The sequence below is a fragment of the Paenibacillus sp. BT-177 genome, assembly GCF_025846815.2.
GTDB classification, from domain to species: Bacteria; Bacillota; Bacilli; order Paenibacillales; family Paenibacillaceae; genus Paenibacillus; species Paenibacillus polymyxa_C.
Window position 1 is genome coordinate 652,825 of sequence record NZ_JAOYTP010000003.1, and the last position, 25,623, is coordinate 678,447.

At 45.0% G+C, this 25,623-nt stretch carries 23 protein-coding genes and 1 rRNA gene; 10 read left to right on the forward strand and 14 right to left on the reverse strand.

Features of this window, described 5'->3' with window-relative positions; translation table 11 throughout:
• Window positions 1-48 precede the first annotated feature (48 nt).
• Together OIU26_RS13430 and OIU26_RS13435 are read right to left on the reverse strand one after the other, a co-directional pair.
• A complete protein-coding gene (locus OIU26_RS13430; RefSeq protein WP_264217107.1) occupies window positions 49-273 on the reverse strand; it encodes a DUF951 domain-containing protein in 225 nt (74 codons plus the stop codon).
• Window positions 263-1,213, reverse strand: coding sequence for a mechanosensitive ion channel family protein (locus OIU26_RS13435; protein WP_013373910.1), 951 nt, complete (start codon window positions 1,211-1,213; stop codon window positions 263-265). Before OIU26_RS13435 ends, OIU26_RS13430 begins: the two co-directional genes overlap by 11 nt.
• 250 nt (window positions 1,214-1,463) lie before the next feature.
• Between OIU26_RS13435 and yyaC the strand changes: the two genes are divergently transcribed.
• Window positions 1,464-2,069 (forward strand): spore protease YyaC, encoded by a 606-nt coding sequence (gene yyaC / locus OIU26_RS13440; RefSeq protein ID WP_064963816.1) that lies wholly within the window; start codon window positions 1,464-1,466, stop codon window positions 2,067-2,069.
• On the opposite strand, the gene OIU26_RS13445 is transcribed toward yyaC, so the two are convergent.
• The 11 genes from OIU26_RS13445 to rpmH form a co-directional block, all read right to left on the reverse strand.
• The gene (locus OIU26_RS13445) at window positions 2,023-2,544 is read right to left on the reverse strand and encodes a DUF4446 family protein (RefSeq protein WP_264217108.1); all 522 of its coding nucleotides are present in this window, start codon (window positions 2,542-2,544) and stop codon (window positions 2,023-2,025) included. The two genes, yyaC and OIU26_RS13445, sit on opposite strands and share 47 nt — an antisense overlap.
• 204 nt (window positions 2,545-2,748) lie before the next feature.
• The gene (locus OIU26_RS13450; protein WP_264217109.1) at window positions 2,749-3,591 is read right to left on the reverse strand and encodes a ParB/RepB/Spo0J family partition protein; all 843 of its coding nucleotides are present in this window, start codon (window positions 3,589-3,591) and stop codon (window positions 2,749-2,751) included.
• Window positions 3,584-4,345, reverse strand: coding sequence for a ParA family protein (locus OIU26_RS13455; protein ID WP_013373915.1), 762 nt, complete (start codon window positions 4,343-4,345; stop codon window positions 3,584-3,586). Before OIU26_RS13455 ends, OIU26_RS13450 begins: the two co-directional genes overlap by 8 nt.
• A gap of 187 nt (window positions 4,346-4,532) precedes the next feature.
• Window positions 4,533-5,351 carry a nucleoid occlusion protein gene (gene noc / locus OIU26_RS13460; protein ID WP_013373916.1) on the reverse strand — a complete coding sequence of 273 codons (819 nt, stop codon included), beginning with the start codon at window positions 5,349-5,351 and terminating at the stop codon, window positions 4,533-4,535.
• Window positions 5,352-5,737: 386 nt separating this feature from the next.
• The gene (rsmG, locus tag OIU26_RS13465) at window positions 5,738-6,460 is read right to left on the reverse strand and encodes a 16S rRNA (guanine(527)-N(7))-methyltransferase RsmG (protein WP_040102455.1); all 723 of its coding nucleotides are present in this window, start codon (window positions 6,458-6,460) and stop codon (window positions 5,738-5,740) included.
• Window positions 6,460-8,349, reverse strand: a complete 1,890-nt coding sequence (gene mnmG, locus OIU26_RS13470) for a tRNA uridine-5-carboxymethylaminomethyl(34) synthesis enzyme MnmG (RefSeq protein WP_013373918.1) — start codon at window positions 8,347-8,349, stop codon at window positions 6,460-6,462. The genes rsmG and mnmG overlap by 1 nt, the downstream gene beginning before the upstream one ends.
• A 97-nt stretch (window positions 8,350-8,446) precedes the next feature.
• Complete coding sequence (mnmE, locus tag OIU26_RS13475) at window positions 8,447-9,823, reverse strand: tRNA uridine-5-carboxymethylaminomethyl(34) synthesis GTPase MnmE (protein WP_264217110.1); 1,377 nt, start codon at window positions 9,821-9,823, stop codon at window positions 8,447-8,449.
• A gap of 127 nt (window positions 9,824-9,950) precedes the next feature.
• Window positions 9,951-10,709: an RNA-binding cell elongation regulator Jag/EloR gene (gene jag, locus OIU26_RS13480; protein ID WP_165082268.1), complete on the reverse strand. Its 759-nt coding sequence runs from the start codon at window positions 10,707-10,709 to the stop codon at window positions 9,951-9,953.
• Complete coding sequence (locus tag OIU26_RS13485) at window positions 10,706-11,572, reverse strand: YidC/Oxa1 family membrane protein insertase (RefSeq protein WP_129548491.1); 867 nt, start codon at window positions 11,570-11,572, stop codon at window positions 10,706-10,708. Before OIU26_RS13485 ends, jag begins: the two co-directional genes overlap by 4 nt.
• Before the next feature lie 71 nt (window positions 11,573-11,643).
• The gene (gene rnpA / locus OIU26_RS13490; protein ID WP_013373922.1) at window positions 11,644-11,994 is read right to left on the reverse strand and encodes a ribonuclease P protein component; all 351 of its coding nucleotides are present in this window, start codon (window positions 11,992-11,994) and stop codon (window positions 11,644-11,646) included.
• A 260-nt stretch (window positions 11,995-12,254) separates the two neighbouring features.
• Window positions 12,255-12,389, reverse strand: a complete 135-nt coding sequence (gene rpmH, locus OIU26_RS13495; RefSeq protein ID WP_007433250.1) for a 50S ribosomal protein L34 — start codon at window positions 12,387-12,389, stop codon at window positions 12,255-12,257.
• Between the two features lie 1,090 nt (window positions 12,390-13,479).
• Between rpmH and dnaA the strand changes: the two genes are divergently transcribed.
• The 6 genes from dnaA (at window position 13,480) to gyrB (ending at window position 19,791) form a co-directional block, all read left to right on the forward strand.
• Complete coding sequence (gene dnaA, locus OIU26_RS13500; RefSeq protein ID WP_264217111.1) at window positions 13,480-14,826, forward strand: chromosomal replication initiator protein DnaA; 1,347 nt, start codon at window positions 13,480-13,482, stop codon at window positions 14,824-14,826.
• A 186-nt stretch (window positions 14,827-15,012) separates the two neighbouring features.
• Complete coding sequence (gene dnaN, locus OIU26_RS13505) at window positions 15,013-16,155, forward strand: DNA polymerase III subunit beta (protein WP_264217112.1); 1,143 nt, start codon at window positions 15,013-15,015, stop codon at window positions 16,153-16,155.
• A gap of 37 nt (window positions 16,156-16,192) precedes the next feature.
• On the forward strand, window positions 16,193-16,411 hold the full coding sequence (yaaA, locus tag OIU26_RS13510) for a S4 domain-containing protein YaaA (protein WP_016822440.1): 219 nt from the start codon (window positions 16,193-16,195) through the stop codon (window positions 16,409-16,411).
• 54 nt (window positions 16,412-16,465) lie between these two features.
• Window positions 16,466-17,581 carry a DNA replication/repair protein RecF gene (recF, locus tag OIU26_RS13515; RefSeq protein WP_058830899.1) on the forward strand — a complete coding sequence of 372 codons (1,116 nt, stop codon included), beginning with the start codon at window positions 16,466-16,468 and terminating at the stop codon, window positions 17,579-17,581.
• Between the two features lie 16 nt (window positions 17,582-17,597).
• Window positions 17,598-17,849, forward strand: a complete 252-nt coding sequence (gene remB / locus OIU26_RS13520) for an extracellular matrix regulator RemB (RefSeq protein ID WP_007433255.1) — start codon at window positions 17,598-17,600, stop codon at window positions 17,847-17,849.
• Window positions 17,850-17,880: 31 nt separating this feature from the next.
• Complete coding sequence (gene gyrB, locus OIU26_RS13525; protein ID WP_013368648.1) at window positions 17,881-19,791, forward strand: DNA topoisomerase (ATP-hydrolyzing) subunit B; 1,911 nt, start codon at window positions 17,881-17,883, stop codon at window positions 19,789-19,791.
• Between the two features lie 143 nt (window positions 19,792-19,934).
• On the opposite strand, the gene OIU26_RS13530 is transcribed toward gyrB, so the two are convergent.
• Complete coding sequence (locus OIU26_RS13530) at window positions 19,935-20,762, reverse strand: YheC/YheD family protein (protein ID WP_016822437.1); 828 nt, start codon at window positions 20,760-20,762, stop codon at window positions 19,935-19,937.
• A 466-nt stretch (window positions 20,763-21,228) separates the two neighbouring features.
• Here OIU26_RS13530 and gyrA point away from each other — a divergent pair, with 466 nt between their 5' ends.
• From gyrA to OIU26_RS13545, 3 genes are all read left to right on the forward strand, one after another.
• Window positions 21,229-23,793, forward strand: a complete 2,565-nt coding sequence (gene gyrA / locus OIU26_RS13535) for a DNA gyrase subunit A (RefSeq protein ID WP_025679406.1) — start codon at window positions 21,229-21,231, stop codon at window positions 23,791-23,793.
• A gap of 207 nt (window positions 23,794-24,000) precedes the next feature.
• Entirely contained in the window at window positions 24,001-25,089 is a 1,089-nt protein-coding gene (locus OIU26_RS13540; protein ID WP_025679408.1) for an HD-GYP domain-containing protein, read from the forward strand.
• A gap of 321 nt (window positions 25,090-25,410) precedes the next feature.
• A 16S ribosomal RNA gene (locus OIU26_RS13545) occupies window positions 25,411-25,623 on the forward strand; the annotation flags it as partial.

A 25,623-nucleotide genomic window follows, 5' to 3' on the forward strand; every position in this document is an offset into this window, starting at 1 on the left:
TACCATGACGCAAGCTGATTCTTGTTCACCATGATCCACTTTCTCTACTCAAATGGTTTCCGAATTTTGCTCGTCACCACTGGACTTTGAGCGCAGCACTTTTTTCATGTTCTTTTCGAACTTGACACGCGGAATCAGCACACTATGCTGGCATCCGACACATTTGATTCGAATATCCATCCCCATCCGGATGATTTCCATCTCGTTGGTTCCACACGGATGAGGCTTCTTCATCTGCACAATATCCCCTAGTTCAAACGACTTACGCTCCACCCTTCTCTCCCCCTTTTCTTCCTGGCTCATCTTCTTTTTCAAGGGTGATCGCCGTTTCCAGTGCGGCCTGACGATGTTCCTCGTCCTCCAGAGCCCTCTTGATATTGTTCTGAATATCACGCTCTACCAAGGCCCCTGTGTTCGGCATACATTCCGCCACAACACGTACGATATACTCTGATGTAGTCATGGACTGAACACCTAACACATCCGGCATATTAAGTATCTGTGCATTGGACTCTTCGATGCCTTGGATCGCCTGTTTTACCAAGCTAACGGCTTCCTCCAGACTACGCTCCGCCTTCATCGGCACATCTACCACCGCCAACGCGTTGGACATGGAGAAGTTCGTTACCGTCGTAATGGAGCCGTTCGGTAAAATGTACACCTCACCTTTCCAGCTCACCAGCCTGGTTGTACGTAGCCCAATCATTTCTACCGTCCCCTTGAAAGTCCCCGTCTGAATGACGTCTCCTACGGCAAATTGATCCTCAAATATAATGAAGAATCCAGTAATTACATCCTTAACCAAGCTCTGTGCCCCAAAACCTACAGCCAACCCAAGCACTCCAGCTCCAGCAATCAGAGGGCCTAGATTTATACCCATTTGCGATAGCACCAGCATGATTAAGATGAAATTGAATACAATATTTGTTACATTTTTTAGCAGTTCCCCAACAGTCGTTAACCGTCTGGTATTCAATCGGAATCTGCCGTTATCTCCCTTTTGCTCCATCGACTTATCTATAATTTTATTAATAACTCGAATAAAGATACGTGTAATGATGAAAATAATTACAATTTTCAAAATCACAAACAAAAAGGTCGACCACATCGCACTATCTGTAAGCCATTTCCATACAGCATCCTTCCAATGAATCGCACCTTGCACTACGTCATCCGTGTCTAAATTACCGGCCAACCAATGTATAAAGGTCATGCTGTACTCCTCCTCAAACCAGGGAACTACTCTTTCTATTTCCCACATTCTATTTCCTATCTATATAAGCATATCTCCCGACTTCAAACAAATGGCTATGAATAATCTACTTTTCCCGAGTATAAAAGCACAAGTTTATCCATATACTAGCTACTATCTTGAGAATAATTGTTACCCGCAGGCCAAGTATATCTTTAAAGGTAGGCGAGCATAACCTGCACACTCCATTACAGGACGAAAGGAAGATTCCATGACTTATCCATCTGACTTCATTCCGGGGCAAGAACCCCTAAGCTTAAAAATATCACACACCGATCCCGGGATCCAATCAGCCATCATCCATCGTTTGCTGTTCCATCTGCATCAGGCGCGGAGTCTACAAAATATCGTCATCATTTGCATCGGCACCGACCGTTCTACTGGAGATTGCCTTGGCCCGCTTGTGGGTACCCATTTGTCCCGCTACAAAAGCCCCCTATTTAATCTGTATGGAACATTAGATGAGCCTGTACATGCTATGAACCTGCAAACCACACTGAACGGCATACATGACCGATACGAACAGCCTTATATCATTGGCATAGACGCATGTCTTGGACAAACCTCCAGTGTTGGATGCATTCAGGTTGCAGAGGGTCCTCTCAAGCCTGGAGCAGGTGTAAATAAAGAATTACCGCCGGTCGGCGATATCCATTTGACTGGTATCGTTAACGTCGGCGGCTTCATGGAATACTTCGTGTTGCAAAATACGAGACTAAATTTGGTCATGAAATTATCAGATATCATAGCTAGTAGCTTATACTCCGCAATTAAGGAGTGGCATTACCGATCTGTCCTACTTGCTGCGCAAGAGTAATAGCTTCTTTCTCTTCAGGTGATAAGGAATAAGAAGATTGTCCCGCTTCCAGAGGCTTGGCATACACATATGAGCCATCCCGGTTATAAATACCGGTCAATACTATTCCGTCCTGATTATCGTCTACAATAGCCAGAGAGAAGCTTAGATCGCTCCCTCTCTCACCAAAGGCATTATAGCGTTTGATGCCTATATGTCCCTTCAAGCCAGTCAGTTTGCTGCGTAGTGATTTCATACTTGCACGGTGGGCTTCCTGCTCATCTTCAATCGTATCCATCTGCACCTTTAAATCAATCAGCAGCGTTTCCAAATTCTCTACACCGCTGCCTGCCATCATGGTTTCATACTTTCGCCGCATCTTCTTCAGCTTTGATCCCTGTACAATAATTACAATCAACAGGATAAGCAAAATAAGCACGATCCCTGCAACAATTCCAGCAAGCTGCTCCATGATTAGTCCATTCAATTCAGCCATATGTTTGTTTCTACCCCTCTACCTCAAAAATCATGTTACTGCTTTGCTTACCTTTTATTTTAAACGTTTGAGAACAGCGAGACAAATAACACAAGGCTATTAGTTTATCCATCAAAACCATTCTGATTCCTGCAATTCCAGACAAAGCAAAGACATATCTCACTTTCCATTTCACTCAAGGAGACATGTCCATATTTTTACAGACTACTGTAATAGCTCCAGTAATCTTTCCAAATCCTGCTGGCTGTAATAATTCAATTCGATTTTGCCTTTATCTTTATTGTGCTTGATCTTCACAGTTGTTTTAAAACGCTCGCGTAGGGACTCTTCCATATGGTCAATATAGGGGTCCTTTTTTCGTACCTTTGCTTTAGCTTTTGTTTCTCCAGGTTTATGATCCAACTGCTGTACGGCTTCCTCGAGTTCACGAACACTCCACTGTTGCTCAATGCATTGCAAGGCTATTTGTTTTACCATGTCTGGATCTTTGAGCCCAACAATTGCTCTAGCATGCCCCATAGACAATGTTCCACGTGAAACATGATCTTTAACCTCCTCAGGCAATGCGAGCAAGCGAAGGAAATTGGCAATGTGTGAACGTGATTTTCCCACTTTCATGGACAACTCTTCCTGAGTTAAGGAGAATTGATCCATTAACCCCTGATAAGCTACTGCCACTTCCATTGCATTTAAGTTTTCACGCTGCAAATTCTCAATCAAGGCAATCTCCATTACCTGCTGATCTGTAAAATTGCGAACAACCACAGGTATGGTTGGATTCCCGCAAAATTGAGATGCCCGAAACCGCCTTTCCCCGGCTATAATCTCATATCCTCTCAAGACACTACGCGCAATAATGGGTTGGATAACACCGTGCTGACGAATGGATTCCGCTAGTTCCTTAATGGACTCCTCATCAAACGTTTTCCGAGGCTGGTATGGGTTCGCCCGCAACTGGCTGAGCGGAATGTCAACAACCTTATCCTCTTCACTGACTGTAAGGGAGGGAATAAGTGCGTCCAGTCCCTTTCCCAACCGTTTACTCATAAGATACCACTTCCTTTGCCAACTCAATATATACCTCTGCCCCACGAGAACGGGGATCATACGTAATAATGGACTGGCCATGTGATGGTGCTTCGCTGAGTCTCACGTTGCGTGGAATAATCGTCTGATAAACTTTGCTTTGAAAGTACTTTTTCACTTCTTCAATGACCTGAATACCCAAGTTTGTGCGAGCATCAAACATAGTTAGCAACACACCCTCAATTTGCAATGAGGTGTTTAAATGTTTCTGTACTAAACGCACGGTATTCAACAATTGGCTTAAGCCTTCCAGCGCATAATATTCACATTGGATCGGAATAATGACTGAATCGGAAGCCGTCAAGGAATTGAGCGTCAAAATCCCCAGTGATGGAGGGCAATCTATTAATATATAATCGTAATTATGCTTGACGAGCTGAAGTGATCTTTTTAATCTCAATTCGCGAGAAATAGTTGGTACCAGTTCGATTTCAGCACCTGCTAATTGAATGGTTGCCGGGATAATATCCAATCCCTCGACCTGTGTACTGATAATCGCCTCGCTAGGGTCAACCTCGTTAATGAGTACATCATAAATACAATTTGCCACATCCGCCTTATTGATACCCACACCGCTGGTTGTATTACCTTGCGGGTCGATATCCACGAGCAATACCCTTTTGCCGAGGGAAGCAAGTCCGGCGCCCAAATTCACGGAAGTAGTCGTTTTGCCTACTCCGCCCTTTTGATTGGCTACGGCTATTATTTTTGACACTTCATTCACCTCATAATTTAATCGGAATCCTGCTACGTTCCATGATTGCAAAAGCTCTATGAAGACGTTACTTAGTCCTTAACTTACGGATAACGGCAATTTTCAAAATAGAATACGAGTATGCTGCGGTTTTATGTTGGCGTTAGACAGAAAAAGCGGCAATTGCTGCCGCTGTACGCTTCATCCCTTACTTACGTTTGGGAATTTGAATGACAATCTCATAGTGATCCTCATGATCAGATTCCTTTGTTTTGATATCCAACCCTGAGCCAGACACCATATCAATGGATTGACGAATCGTATTCAGCGCAAGCCGGACATCCTTAGTAAAGGAAATCCGCTTTGATTTCTTAATCGTGGATACTTGTTTATAAAAGGCAACTCGTGCCTCTGTCTGCTTCACATTGAGTTCCTTAGCAATTACTTCATCTAAAACCTTGTACTGTAGTTCTTCGGTCTCTAACGACAATAATGCACGGGCGTGACGCTCGGACACCTTCCGTTCCATTAGGGCCTCTTTCACTCTCTCCGGCAAATGAAGCAGCCGTATTTTATTAGCAATAGTGGATTGGCTTTTGCCAAGTCGCTGAGCGAGGCTTTCCTGGGTAAGTTGATGCAGGTCAATCAGCTTTTGATAAGCCACAGCCTCTTCAATCGCAGTTAGACCCTCACGCTGAAGATTCTCAATCAACGCGATGGATGCAGCTTGTGAATCATTAAACTCACGAACAATGGCTGGAATCGTCTCCATACCCAGCTTGGTGACAGCTCTCCAACGACGTTCCCCTGCTATAATTTCATATTGTCCATTACGGAAACGAACGACAATCGGTTGAATTACACCATGCGTCTTAATAGTCTGGCATAGCTCATCAATCTTCTCGTCGTCAAATATGGTGCGGGGCTGATAAGGACTGCTGACAATATCCCGAACTGGAATTTGTTTTATTTCGTCCCCATTGGATCGCTCCGTCAAACCAAATAGCTTGGAAAATTGTTCTTTCATTCCGTATAATACCACCTAATTTCATAATAGCACCATACAAACAGCGCTTCGTGAAAAACAGTTCCTTACGGGGATTGTAGACCCTTCTATATGAGACAGCGCCGTAAGCGGGTACACTCCACGTACTCCCCTGACATTTGTTGTCCCACTTCCCTATATGTATATCTGAAATCATGAGTACGGGAAGCAGCCAACTTACACTAAAACGATTATCTCTATTCTATCACTTTTCCAGTCATAATCCTATCGTCTCTACCAGCTTTTCGAAAGGATAAAAGAATAAAATTATGTAGAGGGTATTACGCAAGGAGTCTTCTTAAGCAAAGATCTATAAACCATAAAAAAAGTGAATGTTTCACGTGAAACATTCACTTTCTTTCAAACATTTACACTAACGGAGCCTTCAAAGGAGTACCTGGCTTACGCGGGTATTTCCGTGGTGTAGCTGCTCTTTTTTCAATAATAATCATATGTCTAGCTGCATCCTCAACAGGTAGCTGGAAGGCCTGAACATGCTTAATTCTCCCCTTCAGCTCTTTCAAACTGTAGGAAGCTTCCTTGATTTCTTCGGTTGGATCGCTACCCTTCATCGCTGCAAAGTGCCCACCTTCACGGACAAAAGGCAGACAAAATTCATTTAGTACCGCGAGACGGGCAACGGCTCGGGCTGTGACCAGATCATAGCTATCACGATATCCTGCTTTGCGTCCCAATTCCTCTGCCCTGCTGTGAATCAGTTCGACATTTTCCAGTCCCAACTGCTCTACAACATGTGCTAAGAATTGTATCCGTTTGTTCAATGAGTCTACAATGGTCAATTGAATATGTGGAAAACATATTTTCAAAGGGATACCAGGGAAACCTGCGCCTGACCCAATGTCAGCCAGGCTCTCCACATCATTTAACGGAACATAAAAGGCAAGTGAAACAGAATCGTAAAAATGCTTGGTGTACACCGCTTCTCGCTCAGTAATACCCGTCAGGTTCATTTTTTCATTCCATTCAACCAGCACACGGTAATATGTTTCAAACTGCTCTAACTGACTGTCATTAATCACAATGCTATGCTCTGCCAGCCGCTGCTTGAACTGCTGTTGTATCGCGTCCATTAAGATCCCCTCGCTGCCGTTACACGGTTATAGTGCTCCAAATAAACCAGCAAAATGGAAATATCCGCAGGAGTTACACCGGAGATACGGGATGCCTGACCAATGGACATCGGACGAATCTTCTCAAGTTTCTGCTTAGCTTCAATGGCCAAGCCTTGAACTTCATTGTATGCGATATCCTCTGGAAGCTTCTTCTTCTCCATCTTTTGCAGGCGTTCTACATGCATCAACTGCTTTTCAATGTAGCCCGCATACTTAATTTGGATCTCCACCTGTTCTTGCTCTTCCTCAGTAAGGGCTACAGGTGAAGGTGAAATTTGTGCCACTTGTGCATAGCTAATCTCAGGTCGACGCAGCACCGTTAACAAATTACTGCCATCCTGTATCGGTGCAGATCCACCTTGCTCCAGCATCTCATTTACATCAACTGGACGAACTTTAGCTAAACGCAAACGCTCAATTTCTTGTTCTACCTTTTGTTTTTTATCCAAAAAGCGCTCGTATCGTTCATCTGTAATCAGGCCAATATCATGCCCAATCGGAGTCAATCGCAGATCCGCGTTATCATGCCGCAGCAACAGACGGTATTCTGCACGGGAGGTCAGCAGGCGATATGGCTCATTTGTACCCTTCGTCACCAGATCGTCAATCAGAACCCCAATGTAGCCTTGAGAACGATCCAGTACGACGGGCTCTTTGCCCTGCACCTTACGAGCTGCATTAATACCAGCCATAATTCCTTGACCCGCAGCTTCTTCATAACCAGATGTCCCGTTAATTTGACCTGCCGTGAATAAGCCAGGTACTTTTTTCGTTTCCAAAGTAGGCCACAACTGAGTAGGTACCATCGCATCATATTCAATAGCGTAACCATTACGCATCATTTCTACCTTTTCCATCCCTGGAATGGTACGCAGTACTGCTAATTGCACATCCTCTGGCAAGCTTGTCGACAAGCCTTGAACATAGTATTCAGATGTGTTTTTACCCTCAGGCTCCAAAAAGATTTGGTGCTTCGGCTTATCACTGAAACGCACCACTTTATCTTCAATAGATGGGCAATAACGTGGTCCCGTTCCTTCAATCAGACCCGAGAACATCGGTGCACGATGCAAATTATCATTAATAATCTGATGTGTTTCCACTGAAGTATACGTCAGCCAGCAAGGAAGCTGCTCATTATCCGAGGACTTCGTTTCATAGGAGAAGAACTTCGGCTGATCATCGCCTGGCTGTATTTCTGTTTTACTAAAATCAATTGTATCCTTATGGACACGTGGTGGTGTTCCTGTCTTAAACCGAACTAGATCAAAACCAAGCTCTCTCAAATGTTCAGAAAGTCTCAACGAAGGCTGCTGATTGTTCGGACCACTCTCATACATCAGCTCACCCATAATGATTTTTCCGCGCAGATAGGTGCCAGTAGTCAGGACAACTGCTTTACTACGATACTCTGTGCCCGTCTTCGTAATGACACCTACGCATTTACCGTCTTCTATAATCAGTTCTTCAACCATACCTTGGCGTAAGGTCAGATTCGGTTCCTTCTCCATCGTTTCCTTCATCGCATGCTGATAAGAAAACTTGTCTGCTTGCGCACGCAAGGCATGCACGGCAGGGCCCTTACCAGTATTTAACATTCTCATTTGGATAAATGTCTTGTCGATATTCCGACCCATTTCGCCGCCCAATGCATCAATTTCCCGTACTACATGACCCTTTGCGGGACCACCAATAGACGGGTTGCAGGGCATGAATGCGACCATATCCAGGTTAATTGTGATCATCAATGTACGACAGCCCATCCGTGCTGCTGCCAAGGCGGATTCTACGCCCGCATGGCCCGCACCGACGATAATCACATCATAGTCGCCTCCTTGATATCCCATACCTCTCTTACCTCCTTATACATTCGAGTCTTCACCCCGAATATGTTCTTGTGTATCTATAACGATAGCAGGCTTAAAACAGCCATGCTTGAATGTTCTACTTACCCAGACAGAATTGTGAAAATATTTGATCTATTAACGCATCATGCGCAGTATCGCCTACAATCTCACCCAACTGCTCCCATGCCAGCCTTACATCAATCTGGATCATATCAATCGGAACAAATTGATCAGCGGCTTCATAGGCATCTACCAATGATTGGCGCGCTTTCTTCAGCAAAGCAATATGCCGTACATTGCTGACATACGTCATATCCGCTGATTCCAGCTTGCCGCTAAAGAATAAATTCGATATAGCCTGCTCCAGCCGATCTGCTCCCTCATTTTCCTTCACAGACATCGGCACAATAAGCTCTTCAGGAACATAGCGCAGCAACAAATCCCGGTCTATTTGGGCCGGTAAGTCCATTTTATTCATAATAACAATCGCTTGTCTACCGCGGATTTGTTCCATTAATGCCATTTCATCCTCGTGCAGTGGTTCGTTGGCATTAATGACGATGAGCAGCAGATCCGCTTCACTCACTGCCGTTCTCGAACGCTCTACCCCGATCCGTTCCACGACGTCCATCGTTTCCCGGATTCCAGCTGTATCCAGCAACTTGAGCGGAATATTATTAATCGTCACATACTCCTCAATAACGTCACGGGTCGTACCCGGAATATCGGTCACAATCGCTCGTTCGCCCTGAGCCAGTGTGTTTAGCAGTGACGATTTGCCTACATTCGGCCTTCCGACAATCGCTGTAGTCAGCCCTTCACGCAAAATTTTCCCCTGCTCCGCTGTATGCAACAGCCGATCAATTTCCGCCATGACCTGGCTGCTTTTATCCTTGATTAACTCAGACGTAAAGGATTCTACATCATGCTCAGGGTAATCAATGTTTACTTCGATATGAGCAAGTGTCTCGACCAAAACATGACGCAAACGACGAATATTCTGGGACAGTTGCCCATCCACCTGCTTCAAAGCCATCGAAAAGGCTTTATCCGATTTGGAGCGAATTAAGTCAATGACGCCCTCCGCTTGACTCAGATCAATACGACCATTCAAAAAAGCACGTTTCGTAAATTCACCTGGCTCAGCCAGACGTATATTTTGCAGCAGTAACAAATCCATCACTCGTTTAACGGCTACCACCCCGCCATGAGTGCTGATCTCTACCACATCTTCTGTTGTAAAAGAGCGTGGTGCCCGCATCACTGTAACTAAAACTTCCTCCACCTTCTCTTGGCTTTGAGGATCTATAATATGTCCATAGTGTACCGTGTGCGTCGGAACCTTACTTAAGGGCGTTTTACTACGGAACAAAGCCTCCACTTCCGTGACCGCTTCTGGACCGCTGACCCGCACAACTGCAATGCCGCCCTCGCCGACAGCCGTTGCAATGGCAGCTATGGTATCGCTCAGCATATCGTTTCTACCTCCTATCAAGTAAAAACGGCATTGCCGCCCTTCATTAAGGACGGCACCCGTTCAGTGTGAAATATAAGAAAAAAAGCAATGGCTTCTGCAGCTTGCAGAGAGCCATTGCGTCGGATTATTTCTTGGCAATGACAACGCGCCGATTAGGCTCGTCCCCCTTGCTGTATGTTCTAACCAGCGCATGCTGCTGGAGCTTGGCGTGAATCAGCTTCCGCTCCTGGGACGGCATTGGCTCCAGTACCACTTCCTTGCCATAGCGAACAGCTTGGTTCGCTAATCGTTCCGCCAAATCCTCTAGCGTTTTCCGCCGACGTGCACGAAATTGCTCGGCATCCAGCACAATTCGGATAAATTTATCAGAATGACGGTTAGCAACAATATTCGTCAGGTACTGCAAGGCATCTAATGTCTGTCCTCTGCGGCCAATTAGCATACCGAGCGATGGACCGGAGATATCCAGAGTACTTTCATCCTTGCGATGACGGACATCGACTTCGACGTCCAGTCCCATGCCTGCAGCAGTTTCACGGATGAAACGCACCGCCTCTTCATAAGGATCTATATGTCCCCTGGATGCTTCCATATTCCTCTGCGCTTCCTGCGCAACAGACCCAGCTTGTGATACAGCCTGTCCCACGTCAGAAGGTGCTTGAGCCGATACATGAGTTTCAGCCGTGTGTGTAGTTTCAGGAGACGGCTCAGAAAGCAGCGTAAGCTCCACCTTCGCCTTTTTGACCCCTAGCCACCCCAGGAATCCTTTTGACGGCTGTTCCAACACGTTTACGGTTACCCGTTCACGGCTTACTCCCAGCTGGGAGAGTCCTTGTCTTACAGCATCTTCAACGGTTTTTCCTGATGTCACGACTTTGGTCATCTCGACTTTTTAGCCCCCTTCGTGTTTTTACCACTTTTTTTCTTACCATTAGAGGAACCTGTTTTCGTGAGACTGGCTGTTTTCACATTAGCCAATGCTGCGTCCTTATCATTATTCCGATAAAGGAAATAGTTTTGAACAATCGTGTAAATATTACTGAAGAACCAGTACAACGGCAAAGCAGACGGGAAGTTATACGACATGAATAGAATCAGCACCGGATAGACATACAGCAAAAATTGCATGGGTCCTTGCTGCGGTGTCGGATTCATTTTCATCATCATCCAAGTTTGGATAAAAGTCGTAATCGCTGCTAGAATCGGCAGGATAAAGAAGTGATCCGGTTTACCTAACTGGAGCCACAAAAAGTCATGATCCCGCAATGCCGAGTTATAATAAATGGCATTATAAAGCGCGATAAAAATGGGCATCTGTACTAACAAAGGCAGACAGCCCGCCATTGGGTTAACCTTGTTTTCTTGAAACAATTTCATCGTTTCTTGCTGGACTCGCTCAGGTGTATCCTTGTATTTCGCTTGAATTTCTTTTAATTGCGGCTGAATAGCCTGCATTGCTCTGGAACTGCGTACTTGCTTGAGTGTAAGCGGCAAAATAATGGTACGCACGATGATCACCAGAATCAGTACGGCCAGGCCATATTCTCCAGAGAACCATTGGGCAAATGTATCCAGCGCATACGAAAACCAGTAAACGACATATCTTTGCCACCAAGATCCATTGGCCAAGTCTGCCGTCGTGTAAGAATTGTGAGCCGCCTGGGTACATCCGGACAGCACAGCAACAAGTGCCAATAAGGCAATCAGGAGGAACCATTTTCCCCGTTGAGTCTTCAAACGCGACACTTCATAACCCCTTTCTTAACCAATCCATTCCAACGTAAATCATACCATATCCTGTAGGACAAAGATACTGACTATCGGCGCGTAGACTTGAGCAGCGAGGCTTTGCGCAAAACGTGCAGCACGCTTTTCTCCAGCTCTTGATACGACTTTGTAACCGCACCCTTACGAACGATAAAAATCAGGTCAATCTGCTCCACCAATTCCTGCTCATGATGGCGCACGATTTCCTTAACGATCCTGCGCATCCGGTTGCGGACAACTGCATTGCCGATCTTCTTGCTAGCCGAAATTCCGACGCGGAACTGCTCTACCTCTCTGCGGCGGAACCAGTACACCACAAACTGATGGTTGGCAAAAGATTTGCCATGGCGGTATACGCGCCCAAAGTCCGCCCGGTTTCGTAGACGCAATTTTTTTTGCACGGCGCTTCTCCTTGCTCATCTCTTTTACACATATCGGTAAGCAACCCTTACCTCTTATATAGTAAGAAGTATGGACAATATTCCAACATGGTAATCTCGCTTATTTTATATCCGTTTTCAAAAACTTCATCTAATATAGAGCAGGATGCAGGACTTGTCCCTCTTTTTACACTACATTTCTACAATTAGAAGAAGCAATCCGATCCATAAATAGTTCAATTATGAAAAAAAAGACCACCGTAGTGGTCTTTATGCACGCATTACGCACTCAATACTTTTCTACCTTTTTGGCGACGAGCTGCCAAAACTTTACGGCCATTCTTCGTGCTCATTCTTTTACGGAAGCCGTGAACTTTTTTACGTTTGCTGACATTCGGTCTGAAAGTCGGTCTCATTGTGCTGCACCTCCTTACAAGGAATACGTTTTATATGGAATATACCTAACATAGCAATCTCCACAAAAAACACCTTTGTACATTTAACCACAAATAGCGGCCAAAGTCAATGTACTTCTGAATTCTCTCCCTCTTTTTCACATTCAGAAACCCTCTCCGTCTTCCCCCATCATTCACTCTACTCTTTTCTTCCCCTTTATTCCTGATTTTTTTGCTTCTTCTGCATGATCAAGATTCATCAACATTTTACTGTGACTTTCGTTCCTCACATATACCGCTCTTTTAACTGCTCTTTTTTTCATTTATTTATTTCCGCATTTGAACCCACGCCGTTTCAGATCCCCACCATCTGATTTGCCAAAAATAATGTCGGAAACGTTACCGGAAATTTTCAACACAAAAACAAGCCACTGTAACCAAAAGGCAACAGGTGTTATACACAGATCCACAAAAAGAATGGAATTGTGATTTAAATGGTCATAACCTGTGCATAACATTTTAGAGTGAAAAAGAGTTATTGTCGAAAACTGAACAAATTATAAACAATATCTTGTGTTGTGAATAAAAATTGTACACAACAGATTGAATTTGTGGATAAATAACCACGAGTCATTGAAATACAAGGCTTCTTTTGCTATGATGATATTACTTTTGAATGTGAATATGTTGTTTTACCCTCCATATTATCAACACCCTGTGGATAAAGTTGTGAACAAGTTCAATTTATCCATCTTTTTATTTTTGTGCGGATTCGGGATTCTGGGGATATATTCTACATTTTTCATTTGATTTCGACATATTGCAGTCCCGTTTTGGCCTGCGGGATCAAGAGAACGGATCGTGCCGCACATTCCCTCCTGAGAAATATCACCCTTCTTCTGCTGATCAGCAGTGGAATTTTCCATTACTATTTTTCAGGGCATTTTGTGCTGCGTTCTCTCACTACACTGCCGCATGATTTAGGCGGCGGTATGTCTTTTTATGGCCTTCAACAATATTTTTGTGATTTTAGGCGTTTTGCCGAAGCGCCGAGAGCAGCTCTCTGCAGCTTAATTCGGCAAAATGTCAGGATTTAAAAGGAGTGACGTCTGTGGACAGCCATACCTCTGAACTATGGCAGCAAATTCTATCCATCATACAAACCAAGCTGAGTAAGCCGAGTTACGACACTTGGTTTAAGGCTACCAAGGCAGCGAAACTAAATGACCACTCCATTGTGATTTCTGCACCGACAACTTTTGCCGTGGAATGGCTTGAAAGCCGCTATACCAAGTTAGTCGGAGCAACGGTTTATGAGATTTTGGGCAAACATTTAGAGGTCAAGTTCGTTATTGAAGAGAACAAGCCCGCCGAGGTCGACCTTCAGCAACAACCTCAGCAGCAGCCGGTCATTCAAGAAGAAGCTGTATCCCATATGCTGAATCCCAAATATACATTCGATACATTTGTCATTGGATCGGGGAACCGTTTTGCCCATGCGGCATCGCTGGCCGTCGCCGAGGCGCCGGCCAAAGCTTACAATCCGCTGTTTCTATACGGTGGTGTAGGTCTGGGGAAAACGCATCTGATGCATGCTATCGGACACTATATTTTGGAGCACAATCCGACCAGCAAGGTCGTTTATTTATCGTCGGAGAAGTTTACGAATGAATTCATTAATGCCATCCGGGACAACCGCGGGGAAAGTTTCCGGAATAAATATCGCAACATTGATATTTTGCTCATTGATGATATTCAATTCATTGCGGGCAAGGAATCGACGCAAGAGGAATTTTTCCATACGTTCAATGCGCTTCATGAGGAACGCAAGCAGATTATAATCTCAAGCGATCGGCCGCCTAAAGAAATTCCAACGTTGGAAGAACGGCTGCGCTCTCGCTTCGAGTGGGGACTGATTACGGATATTCAACCGCCGGATCTGGAGACGAGAATTGCTATTCTTCGGAAAAAGGCGCGGGCGGAAAACCTGGATATTCCTAATGAGGCCATGATGTATATCGCGAATCAAATTGATACAAACATCCGTGAGCTGGAAGGGGCGCTCATTCGCGTTGTCGCTTATTCTTCCTTAACCAATCAGGATGTATCAAGCCATCTCGCGGCTGAGGCGTTAAAGGATATTATCCCATCCAGCCGTCCAAAAATGATCACGATTCAGGATATACAGCATCAAGTCGGGGAATTTTATAATCTACGGCTGGAAGATTTCAAAGCGCGTAAACGGACGAAGGCTGTGGCTTTCCCACGGCAGATTGCCATGTATCTTTCCCGTGAGCTAACCGACTATTCTTTGCCGAAAATCGGTGAAGCTTTCGGCGGACGTGATCATACGACTGTCATTCATGCGCACGAAAAAATCTCCAAATCCATTCAAGTGGATCAGGATCTATTTAAAGTTATCAACAACCTAATAGAAAAAATCAAAAATCCAACCTGAACAAGTTCAGAGCCTATACACAATTTATACACATGTGGATAGGCTTGATTTTATTAGGGTTACAGATAGTTATCCACATATTCAGTGCGCCTATTACTATTACTAATATATTTTAAAGATATACATCACCTATATAAGGCCCGCGTCAACGCGTGCTTGCAGGATTAAAACCCGTAGGAGGAACTTATGAAGATTAGCATTCTGAAAAACGTTTTGAACGAGGCCATACAACATGTATCCAAAGCGATATCCAGTCGGACGACAATTCCAATTTTGAGTGGTATTAAGCTGGATGTGAATCACCAGGGAGTCACACTGACCGCCAGCGATACAGATATTTCTATTCAATCCTTTATTCCGATGGAGGATGGTGACCAAACGGTCGTTCAGATCGAACAACCCGGCAGTGTAGTGCTACCCGCTAAATTCTTTGTCGAAATTATCAAAAAGTTGCCGTCTCAGGAGATCCGTATGGAGGTAAAAGACCAATTCCAAACCTTTATCTCATCCGGTGCTACTGAAATTCAGATCGTTGGTTTGGACCCTGAAGAATTTCCGGTGCTTCCCAACATTGAGGAAAATCAAGTGATCTCTGTGCCAGGTGATTTGCTTAAAAATATGATTAAACAGACGGTATTTTCCATCTCTACCCATGAAACGACACCTATTTTGACTGGTGTATTGTGGAATCTGGCTGAGGGCGAATTGAAATTTGTCGCAACGGACCGCCACCGCCTTGCCACCCGCAGCGCTCATTTGGATACGTCTGAAGGCTTGCGTTTTAGCAATGTTGTCATTGCAGGCAAAACGCTCAATGAGCTGAGCAGAATTATTCCGGATCAAAATATGCTTGTGGATATCGTCGTAGCGGACAATCAGGTATTATTTAAGGTGGATCGCGTGTTATTTTATTCCCGCATCTTGGATGGCACCTATCCTGATACTTCTAGAATTATTCCGACTTCCTACAAAACAGAACTGGTTGTGGACACAAAAAGTTTGAGCGAGTCTATTGACCGTGCTTATTTGTTGTCCCGTGAGGAAAAAACGAATATTGTAAAAATGCAATCGTTGGAAAACGGTGATCTAGAGATTTCCTCCAGCTCATCTGAGCTTGGTAAAGTGCGTGAGGAAGTAAATGTGTCTAAATTTGAGGGAGAGCCACTCAAAATCTCGTTCAACTCCAAATATATGCTCGACGTGCTGAAGGTGATTGACAGCGAGCAGCTGACGATTGCTTTTACTGGCATTATGAGCCCCATTATTTTAAAACCGGCAGATTCCAGCAATGCGCTGTACATCATCCTGCCATATCGCACAACCAACTAGCGTCACCCACCCGAACAAGCGAAAGGATGAACAGGCCTTGAAACCAATATCTATACAGACCGAATACATCAAACTCGATCAATTTTTGAAATTAGCCGATTGTGTATCCACAGGAGGCATGGCTAAAGCCCTGCTGCAGGAGGGACAAGTCCGCGTTAATGGTGAGCCAGAAGAACGTCGGGGGAGAAAATTGTACCCAGGCGATACCGTAGAAGTAGAGGACATTGGACGTTTCGAGGTTACGGCAGGAGCATGATCGCCTGAACGGCAAGGACTCCTTTTAGGTGCGGAATAACAAGGGGGACCCTATGTGTTTGTGAACAACATTGTTTTGCAGCAGTACCGGAACTATGAACAGTTGGAGCTGAATGAATTCGGGCCCGTTAATTTGCTGATCGGACAAAATGCGCAAGGCAAAACGAATCTGGTTGAGGCGATTTTTGTATTGGCTTTGACTAAAAGTCACCGAACGTCCCGCGATAAGGAATTAATTTCTTTCGGGGCTACTTCCACCCATCTAGCTGCCGATGTGGATAAAAAATACGGGAAAATCAGATTGGATCTCTCGTTATCCACACAAGGCAAAAAAGCAAAGATCAACGGGCTAGAGCAGCGAAAGCTGAGCGATTTTATCGGTTCGTTAAACGTGGTCATGTTTGCGCCCGAGGATCTGGAAATTGTCAAAGGAACACCGGGGGTTCGCCGCCGGTTTCTTGACATGGAAATTGGACAGGTTGCGCCAGGATATTTGTATCATTTGCAGCAATATCAGAAAGTGCTGGTTCAGCGGAATAACCTGCTCAAGCAAGCTTGGGGTAAAGATATGGCGTCCGTGCAGCTGATGCTGGAGGTATGGAATGAGCAACTTGTTGAGCATGGTGTTAAAATTGTAAAAAAGCGGAAACAATTTATAACAAAGCTACAAAAGTGGGCCCAGGCCATTCATGAAGGGATTGCAGGTGGGACAGAAGAGTTAAAATTAGCCTATGTCCCCTCCTTCGGTGAGCCAGAGGAAGAAGATGAAGCTGTCTTATTGGAGCGATTTATGATAAAGTTATCCCAAATGAGGGAACAGGAAATCCGCCGTGGCATGACTTTGGCGGGACCCCATCGTGATGATTTGGCCTTTGCCATTAACGGCAGAGAAGTGCATACGTATGGCTCTCAGGGGCAGCAGCGTACGACGGCCCTGTCTTTGAAGCTGGCCGAAATAGAATTAATTCATGAGGAAATTGGGGAGTATCCTATCCTGCTGCTGGATGATGTATTGTCCGAGCTGGACCCCTATCGTCAGACTCAGCTGATCGAGACTTTCCAAAGCAAGGTACAGACCTTTATCACGGCAACCGGGATTGAGACGTTGAACGCAGAACGACTTAAGGGTGCCCATATTTATCACGTCCACGACGGGCATGTGGAACACTAAGGAGTGAGTGACCGGTATGTATATTCATCTGGGTGGAGAAAAGATCATCCGCTCGTCAGAGCTTGTGGCTATTTTCGATATCTCGATTGAAAAATCCTCTAAAATCTCCAAACAATACGTGAACCACGCTCAGCAGCAAAAGCATGTCGAGATGATTGGCGAAGAGGAAGCCAAGTCCATCGTAGTGACTCAGAATACGGTGTATTATTCCCCCATCTCCTCAACAACACTCAAAAAGCGGGCAAACCAGTTTGTTGCCAATGCTTAACCATAGAAATCTATAGAAGTAGGTGAAAGGCATGTCTATGAATCAACCGTCTTATGATGCGGGCGAGATTCAGGTCCTCGAAGGCCTGGAAGCGGTTCGGAAACGTCCCGGGATGTATATTGGCTCCACGAGCGTCAAGGGGCTCCATCATCTGGTCTGGGAAGTTGTGGACAACAGTATTGACGAAGCGCTGGCGGGTTATTGTAACAGCATTCAAGTTGTCGTTCACAAAGATAATAGCATTACCGTTACAGATAACGGCCGCGGTATTCCGGTAAGTGAACACGCCAAAATGAAAAAATCAGCGCTGGAAGTCGTAATGACCGTACTTCACGCAGGTGGTAAATTCGGAGGCGGAGGGTACAAGGTGTCTGGTGGTCTGCACGGGGTTGGTGTATCCGTGGTGAACGCGCTCTCCAGCAAAATGATCGTTCATGTCAAACGGGATGGACATGTATATGAGCAGGAATACCATCGTGGTGCTCCACAGTATGATGTCAGAGTCATCGGTGATACAGAAGAGACAGGTACCCAAACGACCTTCTATCCGGACGAACAAATCTTTACCGAAACGACCGTATATGACTATGATACGCTGCAGACGCGGATTCGTGAGCTAGCTTTCCTGAACAAAGGCATTGCAATTAGCTTGACCGATGAACGGACAGGCGCCAGCGATACATTCCACTATGAGGGTGGAATCAGTGAATATGTGCAGTTTCTGAATCAAAAAAGAGAAGCCCTGCATGAACAGCCGATTTATGTCGAAGGCTCTCGTGACATGATTCAGGTCGAAGTTGCATTGCAATATAACGACAGCTATACCGAGAATATTTATTCTTTTGCCAACAATATCAACACCCATGAGGGCGGGACTCATGAATCAGGTTTCAAGAGTGCATTAACCCGGATTATTAACGATTATGCACGCAAAAATGGCTTGATTAAGGATAACAACGCCAATTTGACCGGTGACGATGTACGTGAAGGTTTGACAGCGATCATCTCCGTCAAAATCCCAGAACCACAGTTTGAGGGTCAGACTAAAACAAAGCTCGGCAACAGTGAAGTGCGAGGAATTGTCGAGTCTCTGTTCGCAGAGAAACTCCAGGAATTCCTGGAGGAAAACCCGTCCGTCTCCCGCCGTGTGGTTGATAAATCATTACAAGCAGCTCGAGCCCGGGAAGCAGCGCGCAAAGCGCGTGAACTTACACGTCGCAAAAGTGCGTTGGAAATTAGTTCGCTCCCAGGTAAGCTGGCGGATTGCTCCTCTAAGGACGCTTCGATCAGTGAATTGTACATCGTCGAAGGTGACTCAGCAGGGGGATCGGCCAAGCAGGGGCGTGATCGTCACTTTCAAGCGATTTTGCCAATTCGCGGTAAAATCCTGAATGTTGAAAAGGCACGCTTGGACCGTATTTTGTCCAGTGATGAAATACGTTCGATGGTAACAGCAATGGGTACAGGGATCGGAGATGATTTTGACATCACCAAAGCCCGTTACCACAAAGTCATTATCATGACAGATGCCGATGTCGATGGTGCTCATATTCGCACATTGTTGCTGACGTTCTTCTATCGCTACATGCGCAAAATCATTGATGCGGGCTATATATACATTGCTCAGCCACCACTATTCAAAGTTGAGCGTAACAAAGTTGTTCGTTATGCGAACTCTGAGGCGGAACGTGACGAGATCATTAAGGAATTTGGAGAAAACGCGAAGTACAATGTACAGCGCTATAAAGGTTTGGGTGAGATGAATGCGACCCAACTTTGGGAAACCACGATGGACCCAGAGAGCCGTACAATGCTGCAGGTAACTGTCAGTGACGCGATGCTGGCTGATACGCTGTTCAATACCTTAATGGGTGACAATGTAGAACCTCGCCGTGACTTTATCCAAGAACATGCGAAGTACGTGAAAAACCTAGATTTCTAATGTGTGTTATTCCATCCTGATGGCTATGTTATCTGTTCATTTAGGATTGTATAGGAAAGAGTGCACAAGGGGCGCCCAAATGGGGCGTCCCTTTTCTTGTCATTAACCAGCCCGGATGGATTTGAATATTTAATTTCAATGTTTTAGGCCTTTTTCTTAGAGCGTACAGGTTTACCTGTGGATGCCGTATACCGGCCGTAGCCTACTGCATATCTGAATATTTTATGATAGAGGCTTTTGTTTGGGAGGGAAGCGAACACTTTGATGGCTGGTCTTGTATTGACCTCCAAAATCCACGGATAGTTTTGCTGATCCAATCCTACATCTAACCCGATTTCCCTTAAACGAGGGTATCTTTTTTGTAGCTGCCAAGCTACTCGCTCGCCCATTTTCGATAATTTTTGCTCCAGTCGAACGGCTTCCTTTACATCCATATATGGAGCCACCAGTTCATTGAAAAAGCGCGTTGTCCCACCGCTGTGATGATTGGTGACGACTTTGTCAGGAGCAGCTACACGCCCTACAATAAGCGTTGTTTCCCAGTGATGTCTCAAGTTCATCTGGGTTAATACCCTCAGATCGAAGGGACGGGCTTCATGCTGAAGAAGAGGAATTCCGCGTTGGATTAGATATGGACGTTTCTTTATACGAGAAGAAACCACCCTATGCAACTCATCCAGACTTTCAAAGGTGAGGATATCTACTTCATAGCGAAGCACATACCAAGTTCTCTCTTCGATGATTCCTTCTTCTGTCGGCGGAAGCTGCTCTGTCTGCCTTTCTGCGCGCATAACCCCTTTACCATAAGTACCATTATCCGGCTTAATATAGACAGTTCCATACACCGCCAACATTTCATTCAGGTGCTCAAACGTGTACAAACGTGTTTCCGGTATATAAGCGGCCAATGTCGGATGGGGAAGAATGGCATTTGTTTTGGCCCACTTACTGGATACTCGCTGAATAGACAAGTATTCTCATCCCTTTCTTTTCGAAATATGAGTCATGTACCTGGAATTCACACCCTTTAACAAAACAAGGGAAACTAAAGGACAAGCGCGTAAAACAATGATATAATAGAGAAATACGGCGTTTTTCGGAATTTTGCTAAGTAGAACCCTGACCGTATACGTATTGTATGTGGAAAAGGCCCTTAGGGTGGGGGCTAATCCCCAGTTCAGGGGAATTTGTTATAATCAGGGCTTGTAAGTTGTACAAGAAAATAGCAATCTGCTACAGGCAGAAGGGGAATGACGAGGGTTTTACGCTGTAAAGAGGACAAATGCGTTTAATTGTGCTCTTTTTGTGAAAGTAATATAATTATACAGATGAGGATTTCAGCCAAAATCCTGCGCAAGGAGCGGAGTATATAGGCAGTGTCTTGTTAGGCTTTTCACATAGAGAGCGCTGTATTGAAGGATGAGAAGGAGGACCAGCATGGCGGATCAAAATAACTCGCAAATCATCAATAGGGATATCGGAGTGGAAATGCGCGAATCCTTTATGGATTATGCCATGAGTATTATTGTTAGCCGTGCCTTGCCTGATGTGCGGGACGGACTGAAGCCGGTACACCGTCGTATTCTGTACGCGATGTCCGAGCTAGGCATGTCGCCAGATAAGCCTTATAAAAAATCGGCAAGAATCGTCGGTGAAGTTATCGGTAAGTACCACCCTCATGGTGATACGGCTGTGTATGATACGATGGTGCGGATGGCGCAGGATTTTTCCTTGCGTTATATGTTGGTGGATGGACACGGTAACTTTGGCTCCGTGGATGGAGATATGGCAGCAGCAATGCGTTACACTGAAGCACGGCTGTCCAAGATAGCCATGGAAATGCTCCGTGATTTGAACAAAGAGACCGTTGATTTTATGCCTAACTACGATGGTGAAGAGAACGAGCCTGTCGTATTGCCTGCACGTTATCCTAACTTGCTGGTTAACGGTGTCGGCGGGATTGCAGTTGGTATGGCAACCAATATTCCTCCGCATAACTTGGGAGAGGTTATCGATGGTGTACAAGCGCTGATCGAAAACCCTGACATTACGCCGATGGAACTTATGGATTACATTCAAGGGCCGGATTTCCCGACAGCAGGTTATATCTTAGGTCGCTCAGGCATTCGCCAGGCGTATCAGACTGGCCGCGGATCTGTGACCATGCGTGCGAAGACCACCATAGAAGAGATTGGCAATAAAGCACGGATTATCGTGCATGAGCTGCCTTACCAAGTGAACAAGGCTCGTCTGGTCGAGAAAATTGCTGAATTAGTGCGTGACAAGCGTATTGAAGGCATTACGGATCTTCGAGATGAATCCGACCGTACGGGTATGCGTATCGTTATCGAGTTGCGTAGAGATGTGAACCCGAACGTCGTTCTGAATAATCTGTTTAAACATACAGCCATGCAGTCCAATTTCGGTATCAATATGCTTGCGATTGTAAACAATGAGCCGAAGATTTTGAACCTGAAAGATGTCTTGTATTATTATCTCAAGCATCAGGTTGAGGTTATTCGTCGTCGGACAGAATTCGATCTGAAAAAAGCCGAAGCTAGAGCACACATTCTGGAAGGCTTGCGTATTGCTCTTGACCATCTGGACGAAGTTATTTCCTTGATTCGTTCTTCCCAAACTGCAGAAGCAGCCCGTGAAGGACTGATTGAGCGTTTCTCGCTGACTCTTGAGCAGGCTCAGGCTATTCTCGATATGCGTCTGCAACGCTTAACCGGTTTGGAACGTGAGAAGATCGAGAACGAATATAACGAGCTAATTCAAAAGATAATGGAATACCGTGAAATTTTGGCGAATGAGCATCTGGTACTCAACATCATTAGCGAAGAGCTGAATGAGCTGAAAGGACGCTTCGCCGATGATCGTCGCACTGAAATTACAGTGGGTGAAGAAAGTATTCTTGACGAGGATCTCATTCCGCGTGAAGACGTTATTATTACTGTAACCCATACTGGATATATCAAACGCCTTCCTGTTACTACGTATCGCAGTCAAAAACGCGGTGGTCGTGGTGTAGTAGGTATGGATACCAAAGATGAGGACTTCGTAGAGCATCTGTTCATTACGAATTCACATCATCATTTGTTATTCTTTACGGACAAGGGCAAGGTATACCGGATTAAGGCTTATGAGATTCCAGACTTAAGCCGGACAGCTCGGGGGACACCGATTATTAACCTGATTCAGATTGAACAGGGTGAGTCGATCAATGCGGTAATTCCAATTGAGGAATTTGTGGAGGACAGTTATCTATTCTTTGCGACCCAACATGGGATTATTAAGAAAACACCTCTTGATGACTATGCGAATATCCGCAAAGGCGGCCTGATTGCCATTAACTTGCGCGAAGATGACGCCCTGATCGAAGTGAAGCTGACTGATGGACAGCAGGAAATGATTATCGGCACAGCACAAGGGATGTCTATCCGTTTCCCTGAAAGTGATGTACGATCTATGGGACGTAGTGCTACAGGAGTTAAAGGGATTAGTCTTGATGAAAGTGATGCTGTAATCGGCATGGATATCGTCAATACCGACCTGGATATTCTGATCGTAACGGCCAAGGGTTATGGCAAACGTACCCCTGCTGTGGATTATCGTATCCAGAGCCGCGGAGGCAAGGGGATCAAGACGATTAACGTTACCGATAAAAATGGCCCAGTTGTCGGCCTCAAGGTTGTAAAAGCCGAAGAGGACTTGATGATTATTACAGCTAGTGGCACTTTGATCCGGACTAGCATGGGGGAAATCTCCACGATGGGTCGGAATACGCAAGGGGTAAGACTGATTAATATTCGCGATGATGATTCGGTTGCAACGGTTTGTCGTGCGAACAAGAATGAGGAGCAAGATGAACTGCTTGAGGATTTATTAGAGGATGGAGGAACTGGTGAGGAGCCAACTCTATCATCTGCTGAACCAACTCTTGAAGTGAATACAGAAGATACGGAAGGTAACGATTCAGAATCTTCTGAGAACGAATAAGCCCTGAATATAGAAACAACAAATTTAGATTGAAGAGACTCTCTGGCTATTTGGTCAAGAGAGTCTTTTTTTTCTTGTTCAGGCTGATCAATTCAGACCAGTACGTTTTAAATGGCATAAAATGAATGTACAGGATCATTTCCAAGTAATATAATGACATCATAACTGGCAGCTGGAGCAGCTGTTGTGAGAACAGAGAGGTTGACCATGACAACTGTACCCGTATCCGAATTAAAAGCAGGACTTAAATTGCAAAGCGACGTTTTTACTGAAATGGGCAGCTTGCTACTACCGAAAGGGCGAATTCTGCTACCACGTGACTTAGAGATTTTAGAGGCCTTCTTGATTCAACAAGTAGAGGTAGGGACGGATGATATTGCAAAATCCGGTAGCGAGCCTACCACTGTTCGATCTGGGACAGCTGAATCGCAGGGAGCTTCGTTAGATGGGCGAGATGAATCTGAACAATTCCAGGATGAGTATGACAAAATGGTGATGCTTGTTAAGAATGCGTTTCAATCAGTGCTCGTCTCTAATTTATCTATATATGAGTTGCGGGGACAACTAGAGTCCTTGCTGGCGCATATCCAACGCTATAATGTAATGACCTATACTCCGCCTGGTATGATCGAAGTGGACTATATTTTTCACAATGCCGTGCTAACCTCCCTTACCTCTTACTCCATTGCACAATGGATTGGGTTGCCTCAAAAGGATTGGATGCAGGTGGCTTTTGCCGGGTTGCTTCATGATATAGGGAATGCTAAGATGGACCCGTCCATTCTGTACAAGCCCTCCCAACTAACGCGGGAAGAGCAAGAAGAAGTACGCCGCCATACATCACTAGGATACCAATTGCTTAAAAATGTGAAGGCTATTAACGAAGGTGTGCGTTTGGCAGCTCTTCAGCATCACGAGAAAGTGGACGGTACTGGATATCCATTGCGTCTTAAAGGGGAGCAAATCCACATATACGCTAAAATCGTAGGGGTGGCTGATGTATTCCATGCCATGACTCTGGAGAAAACATACCGACCTGCCCAATCACCGTATCTGGTTCTAGAGCAAATCAAATCAGAATCATTTGGAAAGCTGGACCCAAGTGTCGTGCAAGTCTTCATTCAAAAGCTAACCCAATTTAATAATGGGACCAAGGTGCGTCTCAATGATAACCGTACAGGGGAAATTATATTTGCTGATCGAGACCACCCGACTCGTCCGTTGATTCAAGTAGATGGCGAGATCATTAACCTGATGCTTCAAAGAGAGCTTTATATCGAGTGTATTGTTACTTAACTGAGTTTTTTAAAAAAACAGTTGCACAATATAGTGGATTTGTGATATATTCTTTCTTGTCGCTTCAAGTGTTGAAATAAAAGAAGCAGAAAACACTCTTGAAAAAAAGTGTTGACACAAACCTGAATAACATGATATACTATAAAAGTTGCTGAGGGGAACGAAAGAAATCCTAAAGCAAACAAAGAATGTTTGATCTTTGAAAACTGAACAACGAGTGAGTAAACTGATTTTGTTCGCAAAATCAAACAATGAGATGTTTTATCTCGTCAGTTTCAAATGAGCTAATCGCTCTTTCGATAAACCAACTTCGGTTGGTCTTTAATGGAGAGTTTGATCCTGGCTCAGGACGAACGCTGGCGGCGTGCCTAATACATGCAAGTCGAGCGGGGTTATTTAGAAGCTTGCTTCTAAATAACCTAGCGGCGGACGGGTGAGTAACACGTAGGCAACCTGCCCACAAGACAGGGATAACTACCGGAAACGGTAGCTAATACCCGATACATCCTTTTCCTGCATGGGAGAAGGAGGAAA